Annotated in this window: 18 protein-coding genes and 1 tRNA gene; 7 read left to right on the top strand and 12 right to left on the bottom strand. The window is 69.2% G+C overall.

What is annotated here, in order from left to right:
• The first annotated feature begins 642 nt into the window (after nucleotides 1–642).
• Nucleotides 643–1,221 (top strand): transporter, encoded by a 579-nt coding sequence (locus R6U01_RS03210; protein ID WP_410285017.1) that lies wholly within the window; start codon nucleotides 643–645, stop codon nucleotides 1,219–1,221.
• 44 nt (nucleotides 1,222–1,265) lie between these two features.
• Here the strand turns inward: R6U01_RS03210 and R6U01_RS03205 are convergent, their stop codons facing one another.
• Together R6U01_RS03205 and R6U01_RS03200 are read right to left on the bottom strand one after the other, a co-directional pair.
• Nucleotides 1,266–1,715, bottom strand: coding sequence for an RNA-binding domain-containing protein (locus R6U01_RS03205; protein WP_410285016.1), 450 nt, complete (start codon nucleotides 1,713–1,715; stop codon nucleotides 1,266–1,268).
• Entirely contained in the window at nucleotides 1,712–2,386 is a 675-nt protein-coding gene (locus R6U01_RS03200) for an AAA family ATPase (protein WP_410285015.1), read from the bottom strand. The genes R6U01_RS03205 and R6U01_RS03200 overlap by 4 nt, the downstream gene beginning before the upstream one ends.
• Before the next feature lie 101 nt (nucleotides 2,387–2,487).
• On the opposite strand from R6U01_RS03200, the gene R6U01_RS03195 reads away from it, so the two are divergent.
• Nucleotides 2,488–2,562: transfer RNA gene (locus R6U01_RS03195), tRNA-Arg, on the top strand.
• Between the two features lie 9 nt (nucleotides 2,563–2,571).
• Here R6U01_RS03195 and R6U01_RS03190 read toward each other — a convergent pair.
• From R6U01_RS03190 to R6U01_RS03180, 3 genes are all read right to left on the bottom strand, one after another.
• Nucleotides 2,572–2,748, bottom strand: a complete 177-nt coding sequence (locus R6U01_RS03190; RefSeq protein WP_410285014.1) for a hypothetical protein — start codon at nucleotides 2,746–2,748, stop codon at nucleotides 2,572–2,574.
• Between the two features lie 172 nt (nucleotides 2,749–2,920).
• Complete coding sequence (gene moaA / locus R6U01_RS03185; protein WP_410285013.1) at nucleotides 2,921–3,913, bottom strand: GTP 3',8-cyclase MoaA; 993 nt, start codon at nucleotides 3,911–3,913, stop codon at nucleotides 2,921–2,923.
• Nucleotides 3,914–4,128: 215 nt separating this feature from the next.
• Complete coding sequence (locus tag R6U01_RS03180) at nucleotides 4,129–4,896, bottom strand: MBL fold metallo-hydrolase (protein WP_410285012.1); 768 nt, start codon at nucleotides 4,894–4,896, stop codon at nucleotides 4,129–4,131.
• Nucleotides 4,897–5,143: 247 nt separating this feature from the next.
• Between R6U01_RS03180 and R6U01_RS03175 the strand changes: the two genes are divergently transcribed.
• The gene (locus R6U01_RS03175) at nucleotides 5,144–6,547 is read left to right on the top strand and encodes a dihydrolipoyl dehydrogenase family protein (protein ID WP_410285011.1); all 1,404 of its coding nucleotides are present in this window, start codon (nucleotides 5,144–5,146) and stop codon (nucleotides 6,545–6,547) included.
• A 76-nt stretch (nucleotides 6,548–6,623) separates the two neighbouring features.
• Nucleotides 6,624–6,761 carry a hypothetical protein gene (locus tag R6U01_RS03170; RefSeq protein ID WP_410285010.1) on the top strand — a complete coding sequence of 46 codons (138 nt, stop codon included), beginning with the start codon at nucleotides 6,624–6,626 and terminating at the stop codon, nucleotides 6,759–6,761.
• Nucleotides 6,762–6,947: 186 nt separating this feature from the next.
• On the opposite strand, the gene R6U01_RS03165 is transcribed toward R6U01_RS03170, so the two are convergent.
• The 5 genes from R6U01_RS03165 to R6U01_RS03145 all read right to left on the bottom strand — a co-directional run bounded on the left by R6U01_RS03165 (nucleotide 6,948) and on the right by R6U01_RS03145 (nucleotide 11,470).
• Nucleotides 6,948–7,373 (bottom strand): universal stress protein, encoded by a 426-nt coding sequence (locus R6U01_RS03165; RefSeq protein ID WP_410285009.1) that lies wholly within the window; start codon nucleotides 7,371–7,373, stop codon nucleotides 6,948–6,950.
• A 93-nt stretch (nucleotides 7,374–7,466) separates the two neighbouring features.
• Nucleotides 7,467–8,024, bottom strand: coding sequence for a hypothetical protein (locus tag R6U01_RS03160; protein ID WP_410285008.1), 558 nt, complete (start codon nucleotides 8,022–8,024; stop codon nucleotides 7,467–7,469).
• A 175-nt stretch (nucleotides 8,025–8,199) separates the two neighbouring features.
• The gene (gene cruF / locus R6U01_RS03155; RefSeq protein ID WP_410285007.1) at nucleotides 8,200–9,078 is read right to left on the bottom strand and encodes a bisanhydrobacterioruberin hydratase; all 879 of its coding nucleotides are present in this window, start codon (nucleotides 9,076–9,078) and stop codon (nucleotides 8,200–8,202) included.
• The gene (locus R6U01_RS03150) at nucleotides 9,075–9,974 is read right to left on the bottom strand and encodes a prenyltransferase (RefSeq protein ID WP_410285006.1); all 900 of its coding nucleotides are present in this window, start codon (nucleotides 9,972–9,974) and stop codon (nucleotides 9,075–9,077) included. Before R6U01_RS03150 ends, cruF begins: the two co-directional genes overlap by 4 nt.
• Entirely contained in the window at nucleotides 9,971–11,470 is a 1,500-nt protein-coding gene (locus R6U01_RS03145; protein ID WP_410285005.1) for a phytoene desaturase family protein, read from the bottom strand. The genes R6U01_RS03150 and R6U01_RS03145 overlap by 4 nt, the downstream gene beginning before the upstream one ends.
• 136 nt (nucleotides 11,471–11,606) lie before the next feature.
• On the opposite strand from R6U01_RS03145, the gene R6U01_RS03140 reads away from it, so the two are divergent.
• Complete coding sequence (locus tag R6U01_RS03140) at nucleotides 11,607–12,353, top strand: SDR family oxidoreductase (protein ID WP_410285004.1); 747 nt, start codon at nucleotides 11,607–11,609, stop codon at nucleotides 12,351–12,353.
• Nucleotides 12,354–12,737: 384 nt separating this feature from the next.
• Nucleotides 12,738–13,589, top strand: a complete 852-nt coding sequence (locus R6U01_RS03135) for an SDR family oxidoreductase (RefSeq protein WP_410285003.1) — start codon at nucleotides 12,738–12,740, stop codon at nucleotides 13,587–13,589.
• 47 nt (nucleotides 13,590–13,636) lie between these two features.
• On the opposite strand, the gene thiE is transcribed toward R6U01_RS03135, so the two are convergent.
• Nucleotides 13,637–14,269 carry a thiamine phosphate synthase gene (thiE, locus tag R6U01_RS03130; RefSeq protein ID WP_410285002.1) on the bottom strand — a complete coding sequence of 211 codons (633 nt, stop codon included), beginning with the start codon at nucleotides 14,267–14,269 and terminating at the stop codon, nucleotides 13,637–13,639.
• Between the two features lie 170 nt (nucleotides 14,270–14,439).
• On the opposite strand from thiE, the gene R6U01_RS03125 reads away from it, so the two are divergent.
• On the top strand, nucleotides 14,440–15,909 hold the full coding sequence (locus tag R6U01_RS03125) for an MATE family efflux transporter (RefSeq protein WP_410285001.1): 1,470 nt from the start codon (nucleotides 14,440–14,442) through the stop codon (nucleotides 15,907–15,909).
• Between the two features lie 12 nt (nucleotides 15,910–15,921).
• On the opposite strand, the gene R6U01_RS03120 is transcribed toward R6U01_RS03125, so the two are convergent.
• Nucleotides 15,922–16,782 carry a mechanosensitive ion channel family protein gene (locus R6U01_RS03120; RefSeq protein ID WP_410285000.1) on the bottom strand — a complete coding sequence of 287 codons (861 nt, stop codon included), beginning with the start codon at nucleotides 16,780–16,782 and terminating at the stop codon, nucleotides 15,922–15,924.
• Nucleotides 16,783–16,818: the final 36 nt, after the last annotated feature.

Raw genomic sequence — 16,818 nt, 5'->3', positions numbered from 1 at the left:
CCTTTCTGAGATGTCAAATAAATGTGTTGTTTGTGGTGGTAAAGAATTTTTAACTAAGCATCATGTTGTTCCTTCTTTATATAAAAAGTATTTCCCACTTCAAATAAAGTCTCATAACTTTCATGATGTTCTATCTGTGTGTGTTTCTTGTCATGAAAAATATGAAAGATATGCAGATGAATTAAAACTTGAACTATCATCTAAATATAATGCCCCTATAAACGGAGAAGTTAAAAAGAATAAACTTTTTAGGTATAGTAAGATGGCATCTACTTTATTGAGAGACGATATCAACATACCTAAAGAGAGGATTAATCAGTTGAGAGATGAAATAAAATCTTTTTTTGGTATAAAAAGATTAACTCAAGCCAGGTTAAAATCTATGGTCGGTATCAGACCCACCGTTATTAAGAAAACACACGGTAAAATGGTTATTTCAAAAATAGATAACTTACAAAGTTTTGTAGAGATGTGGAGAGAGGATTTTATAGCACGACGAGGTGCGCTACACGATCTCGCAGGAAGAGTGGCGCGAGGCGACGAGCTGACGGATGTCGAGCGTCTTGGCGTCTGGAACGCGTTTTTTCACGCGTTCACCGCGAGCCAACAAACACTTATAACGGCCGAGACGACTCGGGGTACATGTCCGTCTCCGACCGAACGAGCGGCACGACCGGAATCGTCGGCGGCGCGGCCGCGGGAGCCGCCGCGTACGTCCTCGGGTACCTGTTCGCGTACGTCACGCAGGCGAGCGCCATCGAGGACCAGTTGGCGGGGTTCAACGCCTTCGCCGACCTCTTCGGCGGCGACCCCATCCCGACGTGGCAGGCGGTCGGGTGGGTGTTCTACAACGGACACTTCGTCGACACCCGGGTGCCGTCGCTGGTCGGCGGCTCACAGGTGACGAACCTCATCTCGCAGGCCGACGGCGGGTCGCTCTCGCTGCTGTACGTCGTCCCGCCGGTCCTGCTGGTCGTCGCCGGGCTCGTCGCCGGTCGGGTCGCCGGAGCGACGGAGCCGGTCGACGGCGCGAAGGCCGGGGCGTTCGTCCTCGTCGGGTACCTCCCGCTGGCCGTGCTCGGCGCGTTCCTCTTCCGGTACTCGGTCGGCGACGGGACCGTCGCGCCCGACCTCGTCACGGCCGTCCTCCTCGCCGGCGCGGTGTACCCGGCGGTCTTCGGCGCCGTCGGCGGCGCGGGCGCGACGCTGCTGAGCGACTGAACGAGCGAGCGGGAGGAGCGACGGCCCGGGCGACCGCCCGGAACTCAGTAGCCGTCTCCGGGGTCGAACCGGTCGCCGTACTCCCGGACCGGGTCGACCGGCCGGCCGTCGTCGGTCTCCGGCGCGACGTAGTCGATGAACGCCTCGACGTCGGGTTCGCGGACGCGGACGTCGACGTCGATCTCGCCGAGCTCGTCCGGCTCGCCCACCGCGAAGTTGACTACGCCCTCGAACGCCGCCTGCTTCTTCAAGGAGAAGGAGAACCCGTCGTCGGTACTGTTCCGCAGGAACACCCGGCGGGCCGTGTCGAGGATCTCCTGCTCGTGGAGCACGTCGGAGAAGGCGTCGAGGGTGTGCGCCTCGGCGACGAGGTGGCCGTCCTCGTGGACCAGCTCCGCGTCCGAGAACACGTTCCGCACCGCGTCGGCGACCCGGTCGGTCACCTCCGTATCGTTGACCGGGGCCTCGATCCGCACGTCGATGCTGTAGATCACGCGCCGTCACCTCCGGCGTTCGTGGCCGCGTTCGACTCCGCCCTGTCGCTCGTGGCCGCGTTCGACTCTGCCCTGTCGCTCGTGGCCGCGTTCGACTCCGTCGCGTCGCCCGCTTCTTCGTCGTCCACGACGCCCAGCACCTCCCGGACGCGGGTCCGGAACGCCGCGAGCGTGCCCGTGTTGTCGATCTCGACGTCGGCGCGCTCGAGGGTGTCGCCGAGGCCCAGGTCGATCTCGCGCTCGTCGCGTTCGCGGAGGGCCTCCTGGTCGGAGTCGGAGTCGTCGCGGCCGCGGGCGTCGAGCCGCTCGGCGCGCAGTTCGAAGGGCGCCCGGATCGCCACGAGCGTGAAGTCGTCGCCGAACGCCTCGCGGAAGCGCTCGAGCTCGACGGTGGAGCGCAGGCCGTCGACGAGGACGGCGTCGCGGTCGCTCTCGGCGGCGGCCTCGCGGATCAGCGGGAGGGTCCGCGCCGCGATGGCGTCGTCGCCCTCCTCCTCGCGGAGCGCCTGCGCGATCCGCCCGTGGTGTTCGGCCGGATCGAGCCCGCGGCGGCGGCACTCCGCCCGGATCACGTCGCCCATCACGACGACCGGGATGCCCGCCGCCTCGGCCACGTTCGCCGCCTCCCCCTTTCCGCTCCCGGGGAGGCCGACGGTTCCGATGACGTTCATTGGCGCGGAGTAGTCCCGTGCCGGACTTAGGTCTGCTGTTGCCGACGCCCGTCGGTGCGAACCGTCGGCGTTTTTTATACGCGGGATCGAATTTAGCACGAGGGCACGTAGCTCAGCCAGGATAGAGCGTCGGACTTCTAATCCGATGGTCGTGGGTTCGAATCCCATCGTGCTCGTTCACTCCTTCAGTCGTTCACGAGCACGATGTACTCCCACTCGCTCTCTTCGGTCGCTCGCGGGAGTCCCATCGTGCTCGTCATCTGCGAACGAAGTGAGCAGTGACGATATGGGGATTCGAACCCTATCAGTCGCGCGCAGCGAGCGGTGCGAGCGAGCACGTCTGATTTCGGTTCGAATCCCATCGTGCTCGTTCTCTTTCAGTCGTTAACGAGCGCGGTGTACTCCCACTCGCTCCCTTCGGTCGCTCGCGGGAGCCGGCATGCGTACTTTCCGGTCTTATATCAGCCACGATCGTGGGCGACGGGAGCGCGAACCGGAACGTTCAGTAGGACAGACGGATTCCTCTTTCCCCTCTCAGTCCGCCGCGTTCGGCGTTCCCAGGTACTTCTCGTTGAGCTCGTACTCGCCGTCGTCGTTCTCGATCAGGTACTCGCCGTAGTAGGGGACCCGGTTGGCGACGACCGCCTCGAACGTCTCGGCGATCTCCCCGCGGGTCATCTCGCCCATCGACCGGAGGTCGTCGTTGCGGTTGAGACATCCCTTTAAATACCCCTCGTGGGTGACGCGGACGCGGCCGCAGTTCGCGCAGAAGTCCTCGTTCTCGACGGGGTCGACAATTTCGACCATGCCGCCGTCGTCGTCGCCCACGAAGTACCGCTTGCGGTCGTGCATCTCGCGGTGCTCGACGCGGTGGGAGATGTCCGCGAGCCAGTCGTGGACCCGCCCGATGTCGATGTTCCACTCCGGCTTGCCGGTCAGCTCCGGCATGTACTGGATGAGCTGGAGCTGGAGCCCCTCGTTGTCGGCGACGTGCTCGACCATCTCCTCGACGTACCCCGCCGTGTGCGTGAACACGACCATGTTGAGCTTCACGGGGTCGAGCCCGGCGTCGACGGCGGCCTTAACGCCTTCCAGCACCTGCTCGTAGGCGCCGGACTTCGTCACCTCCGCGAAGTCGTCCGGGTCGAGCGCGTCCTGCGAGACGTTCACTCGGTCGAGTCCGGCCGCCTTGAGGTCCTCGGCGCGCCCGGGGAGGAACGTCCCGTTGGTGGTCATCGACACCTCCATCGAATCGGGCGTGCGCTCGATGATCTCCTCTAAGTCCTGGCGGAGCATCGGCTCGCCGCCCGTGAACTTCACCGAGTCGACGCCGTACCCCTCAACGACCTCCAGGAAGCGGACCACGTCGTCGGCGCTCATCTCGTCTTCGCTCGGCTCCATCGGCCCCCGCGTGTCGCCTAACCCCTCGTTGTGGCAGTAGACGCAGTCGAAGTTACACCGGTCGGTGAGCGAGACGCGCACCCCCGTCACCTCTCGTCCGAAGTCGTCCGCGAGTGGACCGGCCATGCACGAAGGGAGCGTGTGGAATCGCTTAAACATCTGGGTCGATCGTGACGCTACGTAATTGTCCACGGTTACGTCGAACGGACGCGGCATCGGGCGCACGCGGCACCGGCTCCGCTGGCGCTCCGCCCGCTCGAGCGCTTCGCCCGCCGGAGCGCTTCGTCCGCTCGGGCGCTTCGCCCGCCGGAGCGCTTCGTCCGCTCGAGCGCTCCGCCCGCTCAGATATCGACGCGGAGCCCGTCGCTCGCGACCTCGACGTCGCCCTCGAATCCCGCCTCGCGGACGCTCCGGGCCATCTCGCGCTCTCGGCCGCCCGTATGCGGGTAGAGGTGCGACAGGACGAGGACCTCGACGTCGACGCCCGCGAGCGACTCGCCCAACTCCGTGGGGTTCGGGTGGTTCGACACGTCGGTGCCGTCCGGGAACGAGCAGTCGTGGACGAGCACGTCGCTCCCGTCGGCGAACGACGCCATGCCCGCGAACGCCTCGGTGTCGCCCGAGAGCGTGAGCGGGCCGTCCGCGGGGTCGGCGTCCGCGCTCGGCGGCGAGACGCGGTACGCCAGCCCCGCCATCGAGTGGCGGGTCTCGCGGGCGGCGACGTCGAAGCCGGCCGCCGCGAACGGGCGCGCCGCCGACACCTCCCGGACCGCCAGGTCGACCCGGCCGTCGAGGTAGTCGTGCACGTCGAGGAGGCCGTCGACGAGCGACTTGGTGCCCGCCGGGCCGACCACCTCCAGATGCTCCGCCCCCGCCAGCCACCGCGCTTTCAACAGGGGGAGCAGCGCCGCGACGTGGTCGAGGTGGTGGTGCGTCAGGAGGACGGTCGAGACCCCCTCGTAGCCGGTCTCGGTGGCGGCGAGCCGCTGGAGGACGCCGCTGCCGCAGTCGACGAGGAGAGACCGGTCGCCGTCGTCGAGCAGGTAGCCGGCCTGCGCGCGCTCGGGGACGGGCATCGCGCTGCCGGAGCCGAGGACGGTGAGCTCCATCAGCTGCGATCCCCCGTTCCGACAGCGGGCGCCGACGGTTTCCTCCCGGCTCTGGACTCTCGTACTGGTCCCCCTCTCGTTCGAGATCGGTCTTCCGTGCGCCGCATCGTGGATCACCGACGGTGACAGGAGCAATTAAGCGTGTTGTGCCGGCGCGTGCGGCGACGCGCGACCGACACGCGACGATCGGGTCGGTCGGTCACCGCTCCGCGGAACGGTTATGTGGGCCGACCGAAAGAGTCGGAGTATGTCAACGCACGTCGCGGTCGTCGGCGTCTACGGGAGCGCCGGCGTCGCCGTCGCCGAGCGACTCGCGGATGACCCCGACATCGAACTGACGCTGGTCGACGACGGCGACCCGGGCGGGGGCCTCTGTATCCTCCGCGGGTGCATGCCCTCGAAAGAGGTGCTGTCGGCGGCCGAACACCGGTTCGCGGCGCGACACGACGACCGGCTCTCCGGCCCGCTTCCGGACGTCGACCTGGAGGCCGTCGTGGCGCGGAAAGACGAGCACGTCTCGAACTTCGCCGCGCACCGCCGCGCCGCCGTCAACGACCTCGCGGAACGAGACGGAGTCACGTTCCTCCGCGACACCGCGCGGTTCGTCGACGACGGCCGGCTCGCGGTCGGCGACCGGACGCTCGACCCGGACTACGTCGTGATCGCGACCGGGTCGACGCCGAACCTCCCGTCGCTGCCGGGGATCGACGACGTGGAGGCGTCCACGAGCGCGGACGTGCTCGACGCGACCGCGTTCGGCGACTCGGGCGTCGTCATGGGATTCGGGTACATCGGCATGGAGCTGGTGCCGTACCTCAGCGAGGCGGCCGGCATGGACCTCACGGTGATCGAGCACGACGCCAGACCGCTCGACGAGGCCGACGACCCCTTCGGCGACGCGCTGCTCGAGCACTACCGAGACGCGTTCGATATCGACGTGCTCACCCGCACGACGGAGCGGCGGGTCGAGCCGACCGACGACGGCGGCGTCAGGCTCCACGTCGACCGCGACGGCGAGGAGACGGCGATCGAGGCCGACCGGCTGTTCGCGTTCACCGGCCGTCGCCCGACGCTCGACCGGCTCGGACTCGAGGAGACGCGCCTCGATCCGGGCCGAGGGTGGGTCGACGACGCGATGCAGGCCCGCGACGACGACCGCGTCTTCGTCGTCGGCGACGCCAACCGGAAGGAGCCGATCCTCCACGTGGCCAAGGAGCAGGGAGCGACGGCGGCCGAGAACGTTCTGCGGCACCGCGACGGCGACGCGCTCGTCGACTACGAGAACGTCCACCACCACGTCGTGTTCTCCGGGCTCGGCGTCCTCCCGTTCGCCCGCGTCGGTCACTCGGCGGCGTCGGCCGAGGCGGTCGGCGTCGACCACCGCGTCGTCACCCGAGAGGCGGCCAGCGACGGTGTATTTAAGACGAAGAACGTCCCGGAGGGGCTCGCCCGACTCGTCGTCGGTACCGACGGGACGATCCTCGGGTACCAGGGGCTCCACTACCACGCCGACGCGATGGCGAAGACGATGCAGATACTCGTCGAGACGGGGACGGACGTCAGGGACGTGCCCGACCGCGCGTATCACCCCACTACGCCGGAGATCCTCGACGGCCTCTTTCGGGAGGCGGTCGCGGCTATCGGAGAGTAGCGTCCGTCCTCCCGGTTTCCCGACAGTCCCGCGACCGTGAATAAGAGCTTTTGCCCGCTGCGTGCACTCGTGCTATATGACAACGAACGACGAGGAAGGGGGAGACGACGGGGACGAGGGAGACGAAGAGCACGTCTGCGAGGCCTGTGGAAAGGCGTTCGAGACCGAAGCGGCGCTGAAACGACACGTGCACGACGTGGGACTGGTCCACTGATCCGCGGCCGGTGACCGTCGATCGCCCGCGGTCGGTGGCCGTCGATCGCCCGCGGTCGGTGGCCGTCGATCGCCCGCGGCCGCCGAGCGAGCGATTCGGAAGGCGTCGATCACAGTTATATAGCGATGTGGTGCCCTCCCGTCCGCGGCGGCGGTCCCGCCGCGCCCCGACGGAACGCCGGACGGCTCACTTGATGAGGAACACCGGCACGGTCGCGTCGTCGGCGACGCGGTCGGAGACGCTGCCGAGCGACCGGATCCGCTCGCGGGGGGACTTCCCCTCCGGACTCATCACGATCGCGTCGATCCCGCGCTCGTCGGCGTACGAGACGATCTCCGTGTCCGGCGTCCCCCGCACGACGTGCGTCTCCACGTCGAGCCCCGCGTCCTCGGCGCGGTCGGCGACCGCGGCGACCGCCTCCTCGCCCTGCGTCTGCAAGTCCTCGACGATCTCGTCGTGGAGGTCGCCGGAGTTCGCGGTCGCGATCCGTCGGTCGACGACGTACAGCGCGTGGACGGTCGCGTCGTGGTCGCTCGCCAGTCGCAGGGCGTGATCGAGCGCGCGGTCGACCGCCTCGCTTCCGTCGGTCGGCACCAGGATATGGTCGTACATACGCGTCGGTTCGACGGGCGGCGCATTAACGATGGGGCCTCGCACTCGGGGGCTGGAAACGCGGGCGGCGAACCGCAACGCGCCGGCCGGTGCTCACTCCGCGCGCCACTCGCCGCCGATCTCGTGGCGCCGCATCGACTCCGCCTCCCCGTCGCGGAAGACGCTCACGCGCCCCGTCTCCTCGCTGAGGGTCACCGTCGCCACGACCTCCGGCCGGACCGAGGTCTCGATCGCGCTCATGTGCCGCGAGCCCATCCACGGCTCGTAGCTCACGTCGTCGACGAGTTCGGACTCCCCGCTCCGGGTGCCCAGGTCGCGGAACCGGACCATCTGCTCCTCTATCTCTCCGTCGACCGAGACGACGATACCGCCGTCCTGCCCGACGCTCACCGGGCCGACGGCGCTGATGAACGCCTCCTCGTCGAACACCGTCGTGCAACTCTCGCGGGGCCACCGGTTGTCGCCCATCGGGTCGGCGTACGCGCCGAAGTCGCGGTCGGCGACGACCGCGAAGTACAGCCCCGGTCCCTTGACGTGCGGCTCCTCCCACCCGTCGAACTCGACGCTGACGTGTTCGGCGCAGTACGTCAGCCGATCGACGACCTCCCGGACGCGCTCGTGGGTGCCGTACTCGATCGCCAGCCGACTCATTCCCCCGCCCCGACGTGCCGTCCGCGACTCTCCTGAACGCTCATGTCTCCGAGAAGGTGACGACCGTATATAAGAGATACCGAGTCGGGGCGACGGAGCGCGGATCGCCGCACTTCGCGTCGGTCGCGGTGTCTCGCCCCCACGGCACGAACAGCTCCGCGCCGGCCGCGGCGTCTTACCCCCACGGCGTGAACAGCCCCGCGTCGAACCGGTCCGCGCGGAGGAGGCCGACGCCGAACGCGGCGGCGACGGCGACAGGCAGGAGGTTGCCGTACCAGAGGTTGATCCCGCCCCAGAGGATCACGAAGCTCACCATGTCGTCGAGCATGAACTCGCAGTCGCGCAGCCGGTCGCGCAGCGTCGTCCCCGCGAACGCCCGGTCGAGCGTGACGACCGCGACCGTCGCCGACAGGACCCACCCGGCGTAGTTCGAGAGCGGGACGCCGTAGAAGCTCCCGCCGCCGAAGCTCCAGAAGCCGAGCGAGACCGCGCCGGGGTCGAGGACCACGTCCATGGCGACGACCGCGGCGATCACCGACGCCAGCCGGAGCCAGCCGTTCGACGCCCGCGATCCCAAGAGCAGGAGACACAGCAGGTACGCGTTGACCACCAGCGGGATGAAAAAGACCGGGAGCGCGACCGGCACGCCGCTGAGCATCGGCCCGAGGTCCACGGTGTACTCGAAGCTGCCGTACGGCCACCCCGTGGCGACGCCGATCAGCTCGATTACGTAGGTGTACGCGATCAGGACGCCGATCCACCCGAGCGCGCGCCGGTCGAGCGCGGGCAACACGCCGACGACGAGCGGCGAGCGCATCACCAGCACGCCGAACAGGACGAACCACGGGTGGAAGGCGAACGGCTCCGGCACCCACCCCTCCGCGCTGCCGACCAAGGCGAGCGCGCCGACCAGCGGGAACAGCACGGCGATGGTGAACCGGTTCTCGCGGACGGTCCGGTCGAGCAGTGCCTCCGCCCCGCGGCGGGTGTCGGGGAGCCGCGCGCGGAGCTCACTCGCGCCGGCGGCAACCGACTCGGGGGACTCGTCGCTCACGCGAGCACCTCCGTGACCGGGTAGACGCGCCAGAGGCCCCCCATCGCCAGGAGGGTGCCGACGGCGGTGTTCAGCGCCGGGAACCACCAGTACGCGCGGTCGACCGACACCGACGACGCGGCGACCCACGCGACGAAGACCGGGTACACGCCGAGCAGCGCGCCGAGCCGGAGGTCGACCGCGGCGAACGCGGCCGCGGCGGCGGCCCAGCACGCGAGACAGTAGGCGTACGTCCGCCTCTCACCGAGCAGCGTCGCCGTCGTTCGGATCCCGGCGGCGCGGTCCGGTTCGATGTCCGGGATCGCGGAGAACGTGTGCATCCCCATCGTCCAGAGCCACGCGCCCGCCAGCGCCGCGAGCGGCGGGTGGACCCCCGCGACCGTGGCGTACGCGGCCGCGCCGGGGAGCACGTAGAGGCCGTTCGAGGCGGAGTCGAGGAACGGCGTCGTCTTGAACCGCACCGGCGGCGCGCTGTACCCGACCGACAGCAGGAGGAACCCGGCGAGGTACGGCCACGCGACCCGCGGCGTGATCGCGAACGTGGCGAGCCCCGCGAGCGCCGACGCGAACACCGCGACGGCGACGAGGCGGCTCCCGCGCCAGCGCGCCTCGCGGTCCTCCTTCTTGGGGTTCAGCTCGTCGATGTCAGCGTCGAACGCGTCGTTGACGCCGTAGAGGAAGACGTTCGCGGGCACGAGGAAGTACGCCGCCAGCGCGACGGTCGTCGGCGTGAACAGCCCGCCCACGTCGGCGATGCCGTACGTGACGCCGACGGCGACGGGCCCGGCGAGGTACAGCCAGAACCGCGGCCGCGACAGCACCAGCAGGTACCGGAGGTCCCCGGCGATCGACCGTCGGTCGGCGTCGGTCGCTGTGTCGGTCACGGCGTCGTTCACGTCGTTTTCGAGACCGTCTCGGCCGTCAGCTGTCCGCTGATGAGACACATCGGGACGCCGATGCCGGGCGTCGTCGTCGACCCCGTGAAGTAGAGCCCGTCGACCGCGTCGGAGGCGTGGGACGGTCGGAGCAGCGAGGTCTGCCGCAGCGTGTGCGCCAGCCCGAGCGCGCTCCCCTGATAGCTGTTGTACCGGTCGGCGAAGTCGTCGACGCAGAAGGACTCCTCGAAGACGATTCGGTCGCGGAGCTCCGTGTCGGTGTTCTCGGCGATGTCGTCCAACACGAGGTCGCGGAACGACTCGCGGAGCTCGGGGGTATCCTCCAGTCCGGGCGCAATCGGGACCAGCGCGAAGAGGTTGCTGTGGCCCTCCGGCGCCACCGTGTCGTCGGTCTCCGAGGGGACACAGAGGTAGTACGCGGGGTCGTCGGGCCACGACGGGTCGTCGAAGATCTGCTCGAAGTGCCCCTCCCAGGCCGTCGGCAGCACCAGCGTGTGGTGTTCGAGGTCCGGCACGTCGCCCTCGACGCCGAGGTACAGCAGGAACGCCGACGGGGCGTACGTCCGCGACTCCCAGTACTCCTCCGTGTACTGCCGCTTGCGCGGCGGGAGCAGCTCCTGTTCGGTGTGCGCGTAGTCGGCGTCGGAGACGACCAGGTCCGCGAGGTAGCGCTCGCCGTCGACGGTGTCGACCGCGAACCCGCCCCGGCGTCCCTCGATCCTCGTCACCTCAGCGTCGGTGACGTACTCGACGCCGAGGTCGGCGCCGAGCTCGACGATCCCGTCGACGACGGCGCCGATACCGCCCTCGGGGTAGTAGACGCCCATGTTGTAGTCCACGTGGCTCATCAGGTTGTACAGCGCCGGCGTGTTGTACGGCGAGCCGCCGAGGAACACGAGGGTGTACTGCATCAGCTGCTGGAGCTTCGGGTGGTCGAAGTAGTCCTCCACGTGCCCCTGCATCTTGCCCAGGAGCGAGAGTCCCCACGAGTACCTGAGCACGTCTTTGTCGACGTAGTCGCGCAGCCGCGGGCGGTCCTCGTACACGAAGTGCTCCATGCCGATGTTGTACGTCCGTTCCGACTCGTCGAGGTACGCCTCGAACGCCTCGCCCGCGCCGGGCTCGTACTCCTCGAACAACTGCTTGTTCGCCTCGCGGTCCGGCAGCACGTCGACCTTGTCGCCGTCTTTCCAGAACACGCGGTAGTGCGGGTCGAGGCGCTCCAGCTCGTAGAACTCGTCCGGCGACCGGCCGAAGTGACCGAAGAAGCGCTCGAACACGTCCGGCATCAGGTACCACGAGGGGCCCATGTCGAACCGGAAGCCGTCGGCCTCCAGCCGACTGGCGCGTCCCCCGAGCTGTTCGTTCTTCTCCAAGAGGGTCACGTCCGCGCCGGCGTCCGCGAGGTAACACGCTGTCGAGAGGCCGCCGAATCCGCCGCCGATAACGACGACGGACTCGCCGGCCACGGCGTCGATGTCCGGGGCCACGTCCATGTGAGATCGTAGGGGCGGCGGCGGTATAAATACCGGGAAGACGGGGCGGGGCGGCCCCGACGCGAACCGCGGACGCGCTCGATCCGACGCGGGGAGTGGGTACGCCTAAGTCGCGGACGCCCCTACCGATCCCCACATGGATCCGACGGTCGCGATCACCGGCGCAACGAGCGGAATCGGGCGGGCGGTGGCGGAGGCGTTCGTCGACGAGGGGGCGTTCGTCGCCGTCTCCGGGCGCGACGGCGACGCCGTCGATCGAACCGTCGCGGAGCTGAACGGCGGAGCGGCCGACGGGGGTGACGCCGAGGGAGCCGACGGCGACGGAGGGGACTCGGTCGCGGGGACCGCCTGGGGCGCGCGCGTCGACGTCCGCGACGAGTTCGACCTCGAGCGCTTCTTCCAGCGGGCCGCCCGCGAGGGCGGGCCGATCGACGTCCTGTTCGCGAACGCCGCCGTCTTCCACGGCGCGCCGGGGGAGCGCCCGACGGACGAGGTCAGCTACGCCGACTACGACGATACCATGCGCACCAACGCCCGGGGCGCCTTCGCGACTATCGCCGAGGCGGTCCCGCACCTCGCGGACGACGCGCGGGTGATCGTCCCGTCCGGCTCGGTCGCGCACGAGTCGAAGGCCGGGATGGGCGCGTACGCGGTCTCGAAGGCCGCGGCCGAGGCGGTCGCGCGCGGGTTCGCCGCCGACCTCGACGCGACGGTCGGCGTCGTCGACCCGGGGCTCGTCGCGACCGACCTCACCGGGATGGAGCGCGCCCGCGACCCCGAGAGCGTCGCACCGCTGTTCGTGTGGGCGGCCACCGAGGCGCCCGCCGACGAACTGAACGGCGAGCGATTGGGCCTGCGCGAGTGGAAGTCGGCGACGCGATAGGACGCGATCGAGTTTGGATCGACTGCGAAGAGGTCTAAAGCCCCAGCCGCTCGGCTATACCTCGTTGACATCGAATCCGGGGCGAACGTCTCCAAAGTCCCACCCCGCACAGCACCGCACCTCACGCCTCCCCAGCCTCGCGGTTCGCGCTCTTCGAGCGCTCACCGCGTCCAGCGAGAATCGGAGATTCTCTGGCAGCCGGCGCTACGCGCCGGCGACCTCGCGCGGGCGGTTCACGGCCCTACGGGCCGCTCACCGGCACGCGCCCCCGCATCGTTCGTTAATAAGCGATCGTCGTCGCCGCTCTCAGGTGTTTAAATATCGCATCACCGACTCTGCCGCTCGGACACCGAGAATTATCCCTCGGTCGGCCGAACGAGGGGTATGGCACTCGCGGACCCCGACCTCTCGGGCTCGACGGCGTTCATCACCGGAACGACCCGCGGCATCGGCAAACAGCTCGCGCTCGCGCTCGCCGACCGCGGCTGTGACGTCGTCTCGACGGGCAAGACGACCGACGACGACGACTCCGAACTCGAGGGCACGATCGAGCAGACGGCCCGCGAGGTGCGCGACCGCGGGGCCGAGGCGCTCGCGCTCGAACTCGACCTCCGCGACGAGGACCGCGTCGAGGCGGTCGTCGAGGAAGCGATCGATCGCTTCGGCGAGGTCGACATCGTCATCAACAACGCGAGCGCCATTCAGCTGGCGAATATCGCCGACCTGCCGGCCGACCGGTTCGACCTCCTGACCGAGGTGAACGTCCGCGGGACCCACCTCGTCGCGCACGCGTTCGCCGAGCACCTCGCGGGGCTCGACGGGGCGTGGCTGCTGTCGAACTCGCCGCCGGTCGTGACCGACCGCTCGCCGGGGATGGCCCCGTACGCGTGGTCGAAACTCGGGATGTCGTACATCACGCTCTCGCTCGCCGAGGAGCTGGCCGGCGACGACGTCGGCTGTAACACGTTCTGGCCGGTGACGACGGTCGACACCCGCGCGACCCGCTACTTCGGGCTCGGAACCGAGGACGACTGGCGCACCCCGGCGGTCGTCTCCGACGCGGTGCTGGAGATCCTCGCGCGCGACCCGTCGGAGTGCACGGGCGAGAGCTTCTACGACGAGGCGCTGCTCCGCGAGGCGGGAGTCACCGACTTCTCCGAGTACAACCTCACCGACGGCGACCCGGCGCCGATGTCGGCGCGGCTGTTCGAGCCGGAGTTCGAACGCGATGTCTGACCGCGTCCGAAGCCTCGAAGCCGTTCGGCGGTCGCCGTGGCCGGTCGTCAGCCCCTGACCGCCTCTCGCAGCGCCGCGGTCGCCGCTTCCGGGTCCGCCGCGGCCGTGATCGCCGACAGCGCCGCCACGCCGGTCGCGCCCGCCTCGACGACCGCCGCCGCGTTGCTCGCGTCGATGCCGCCGATCCCGATCACGGGGACGTCGACCGCGTCGGCGACCGCGGCGATCCGCTCGGTGCCGATCCCGTTCCGGTCGCCGGAGACGTCCTTCGAGTCGGTGCCGTAGACGGCGCCGACGCCGAGGTAGTCCGCGCCCGCGTCCTCGGCGGCTCGGGCCTGCTCGACCGTCGAGGCGGAGCGCCCCACGATCGCCTCGTCCCCTAACTGCTCGCGGGCCACCTCGACCGGCAGGTCGGACTGCCCCAGGTGGACGCCGTCGGCGTCGACCGCGGCGGCGATGTCGATCCGGTCGTTGACGATCAGCGGGACCCCGGCGTCGGCCGTGAGCTCGCGCACCCGTCGGCCCACCGCGTACCGCTCCGCGTCGGGCACGTCCTTCTCGCGGAGCTGGACCGCGTCGACGCCGCCCGCGAGCGCCGCCTCGACGACCGTCTCGGTGTCGCGATCCGCCGACCGGCTCGCCTGCGTCACGAGGTACGTCCGCCACTCCGTGTGATTCATTAGTGGTACCTTTGGGTGGTTACACCGAAAAGGTACCGCTCGAGCCGGGATCGGGAGGGGTCAAAGCCCCCGAGGCGGGTCGCCGTCGCGAACTGCCGGATCACGGTCACGGACAGCCGAGTCGCCGGCGGTGGGACAGACCCAAACCGTCGCGGTTCCTACCGGAGTCGATGCGATCACGTCTCCGGGCCGCGGCCCTTCGACTCCGGGCCGCCCTCTCCCGGCTCGGCTCCGCGACGGCGGACGGTCTCGACCGCGCCGGCGTCATCGACCGCGGCCGGCTCGGCGAGACCCTCGACCTGGCGTGGCCCCGGATCGTCACCGGGTTCGCGATCATGTCGAAGAACACGGTGGACCTGGCGGTCGTCGGGATCGCGCTCGGCGCGCCCTCGGTCGCGGGGCTGGCGTTCGCGTTCGCGTACTGGCAGCTCGCGAAGTTCGTCTCCATCGGGCTCGCCGGCGGGACGGTGTCGCTCGTCTCGCAGAACTACGGCGGCGGCGAGAACGACCGCGCCGCGCTCGTCGTCAAGGGGTCGCTGGTCGTCTCGCTGGCGCTCGTCGCGCCCATCGTCGTCGGTTTCGTCGCGTTCGCCGAGCCCCTGATCGCGCTCGTCGGCGGCGAGGGGACCGCCCTTCGGGCCGGGACGATCTACCTCGTCGTCACCGCGCCGGCGCTCGCCTTCGAGTTCTTCAACATGATCGCGAGCCGCACCTACGCCGGCGTCGGCGACACGTTCACCCCGATGGTGGTCCGCGCCGGCGGCGCCCTATTGAACGTCGTGCTCACCGTCTGGCTCGTGTTGGGCGTCGGCCTCGGCGTGCTCGGCGCGGCGCTGGGTACCGCCGTCTCCATCGCGGCCGTCGGGATCGCGCTCTCGTGGGGGATGACCGGACGCTCGTACTTCGGTCACGGCGCCTCGCCGGTCCCGGTGGGCCGCGCCGGACCGTGGATCGACGCCGACCTAGTCCGGCAGCTCCTCCGCGTCTCCGCGCCCCTGATCGGGCGTCGGGTGGCCGAGGGCGTCGCGGTCTTCCCGCTCCTGTGGATCGCCTCATCGTTCGGCTCCGCGACCGTCGCGGCGCTGGAAGTGGGGCGGCGCGTTCGGGCGCTCCTCGGGAGCTTCAGCTGGGGCTTCTCCATCGCCGCGAGCACCCTCGTCGGGCAGCGACTCGGCGCGGGCGAGGAGGCGCTCGCGACCGAGTACGGTCGCGACGTGATCCGGCTGTCGGCGGTCGTCTACGTGCTCGCGTCGGCCGTCGTCGTCGCCGCCGCCGACCCCATCGCGGGCGTGTTCGTCGACGACCCGGCGGCCGTGTCGGCGACCGCGGCGTTCGTCGTCGTCGCCGCCGTCTCCGCGGTCCCGCTCGGCGTCGACGGCTCCGTGACCGGCTCGCTCCGCGGGGCGGGCGACACCCGGTGGCCGTTCCTCGCCTCGATGGTCGGGCTGTACGTCGTCGCGCTCCCCGCCGCCCTGCTCGGGCTGGTGACGCCGCTGGGCGTCGGCGGGCTGTACGCGGCGGTGATCGCCGAGAAGCTGGTGCCGGCCGGACTGAACCTCGCGCGATTCAGGTCGAACCGGTGGCAGGCGGTCAGTCGACAGTACCGGCCGGAGGCGGCGGACGACGCGTCCGCGGAGTAGCCGGCGCGACGCCTACTCTTCGTCGGCGACCGACTCGAGCACTTCGACGCTCCCGGTGAGCTGCCGGTGGACGTACGGCATGTCGATGCCGGCCTCGTCGAACGCCTCCTTCACCGCGGTGACGTACTCCGAGCGCACGCGGACGAAGTCGCCGCGGTCCGGGTCCGCGATCCACCAGCGCGACTGGAGCCCCACGGCCGAGTCGCCGAGCTCGACGAGTCGGACCGAGACGCCCGGGTCGTCGAGGATCTCCTCGTGGGCCTCCGCCTTCTCCACGATGATGTCGGTCGCCTGCGCGATGTCGTCGTCGTAGCCGATCCCGAAGACGAACTTCTGCCGCAGCGTCTCGTACGCGACCGGGTTGGTGACGGCGTTATTCGCGAGGTCGCCGTTCGGCACCGTGATCCGCTCGTTGTCGAACGTCCGGACGCGCGAGACCCGGAGGTCGATGTCCTCGACGCGACCCGAGTTGCCGTCCCACTCGATCCAGTCGCCGACCTCGAACGGCTTGTCCTTCAGGATGAAGATCCCGGCGACGAAGTTACCGAGGAGGTCCTGCGCGGCGAAGCCGACCGCGAGCGCGATGGCGCCGCCGAAGACGGCGAACGCCGAGAGGAACGCGCCGTAGCCGGCCATCGTGAACCCGATGGCGATCGCCGCAACCCAGACGACCGCGTTCGCGACGCTCGTCCCGAGGCTCCGGACCGCGTCGTCGAACCCCCTGGATCCCAACACCCGCCTGACCGCCGGCACGAGCACGACCCTCCCCAGCAGCAACACGCCGACGAACCCGACGAGGAACAGCGCCACCGAGAAGAGGATCCCCGCCAGGGCCGCGTTCAATCCGAACCCGCCGAACTGTAGTGGTAGCATCACGCTCTCATTCGGAGAGGTATTTAAAGAAGCTAC

Origin of the sequence: Halorubrum sp. (assembly GCF_046498025.1) — an archaeon.
In the GTDB taxonomy this organism is placed as follows: domain Archaea; phylum Halobacteriota; class Halobacteria; order Halobacteriales; family Haloferacaceae; genus Halorubrum.
Note: the sequence above shows the minus strand (reverse complement) of the source record. Positions and strands in the feature narration are given on the sequence as shown.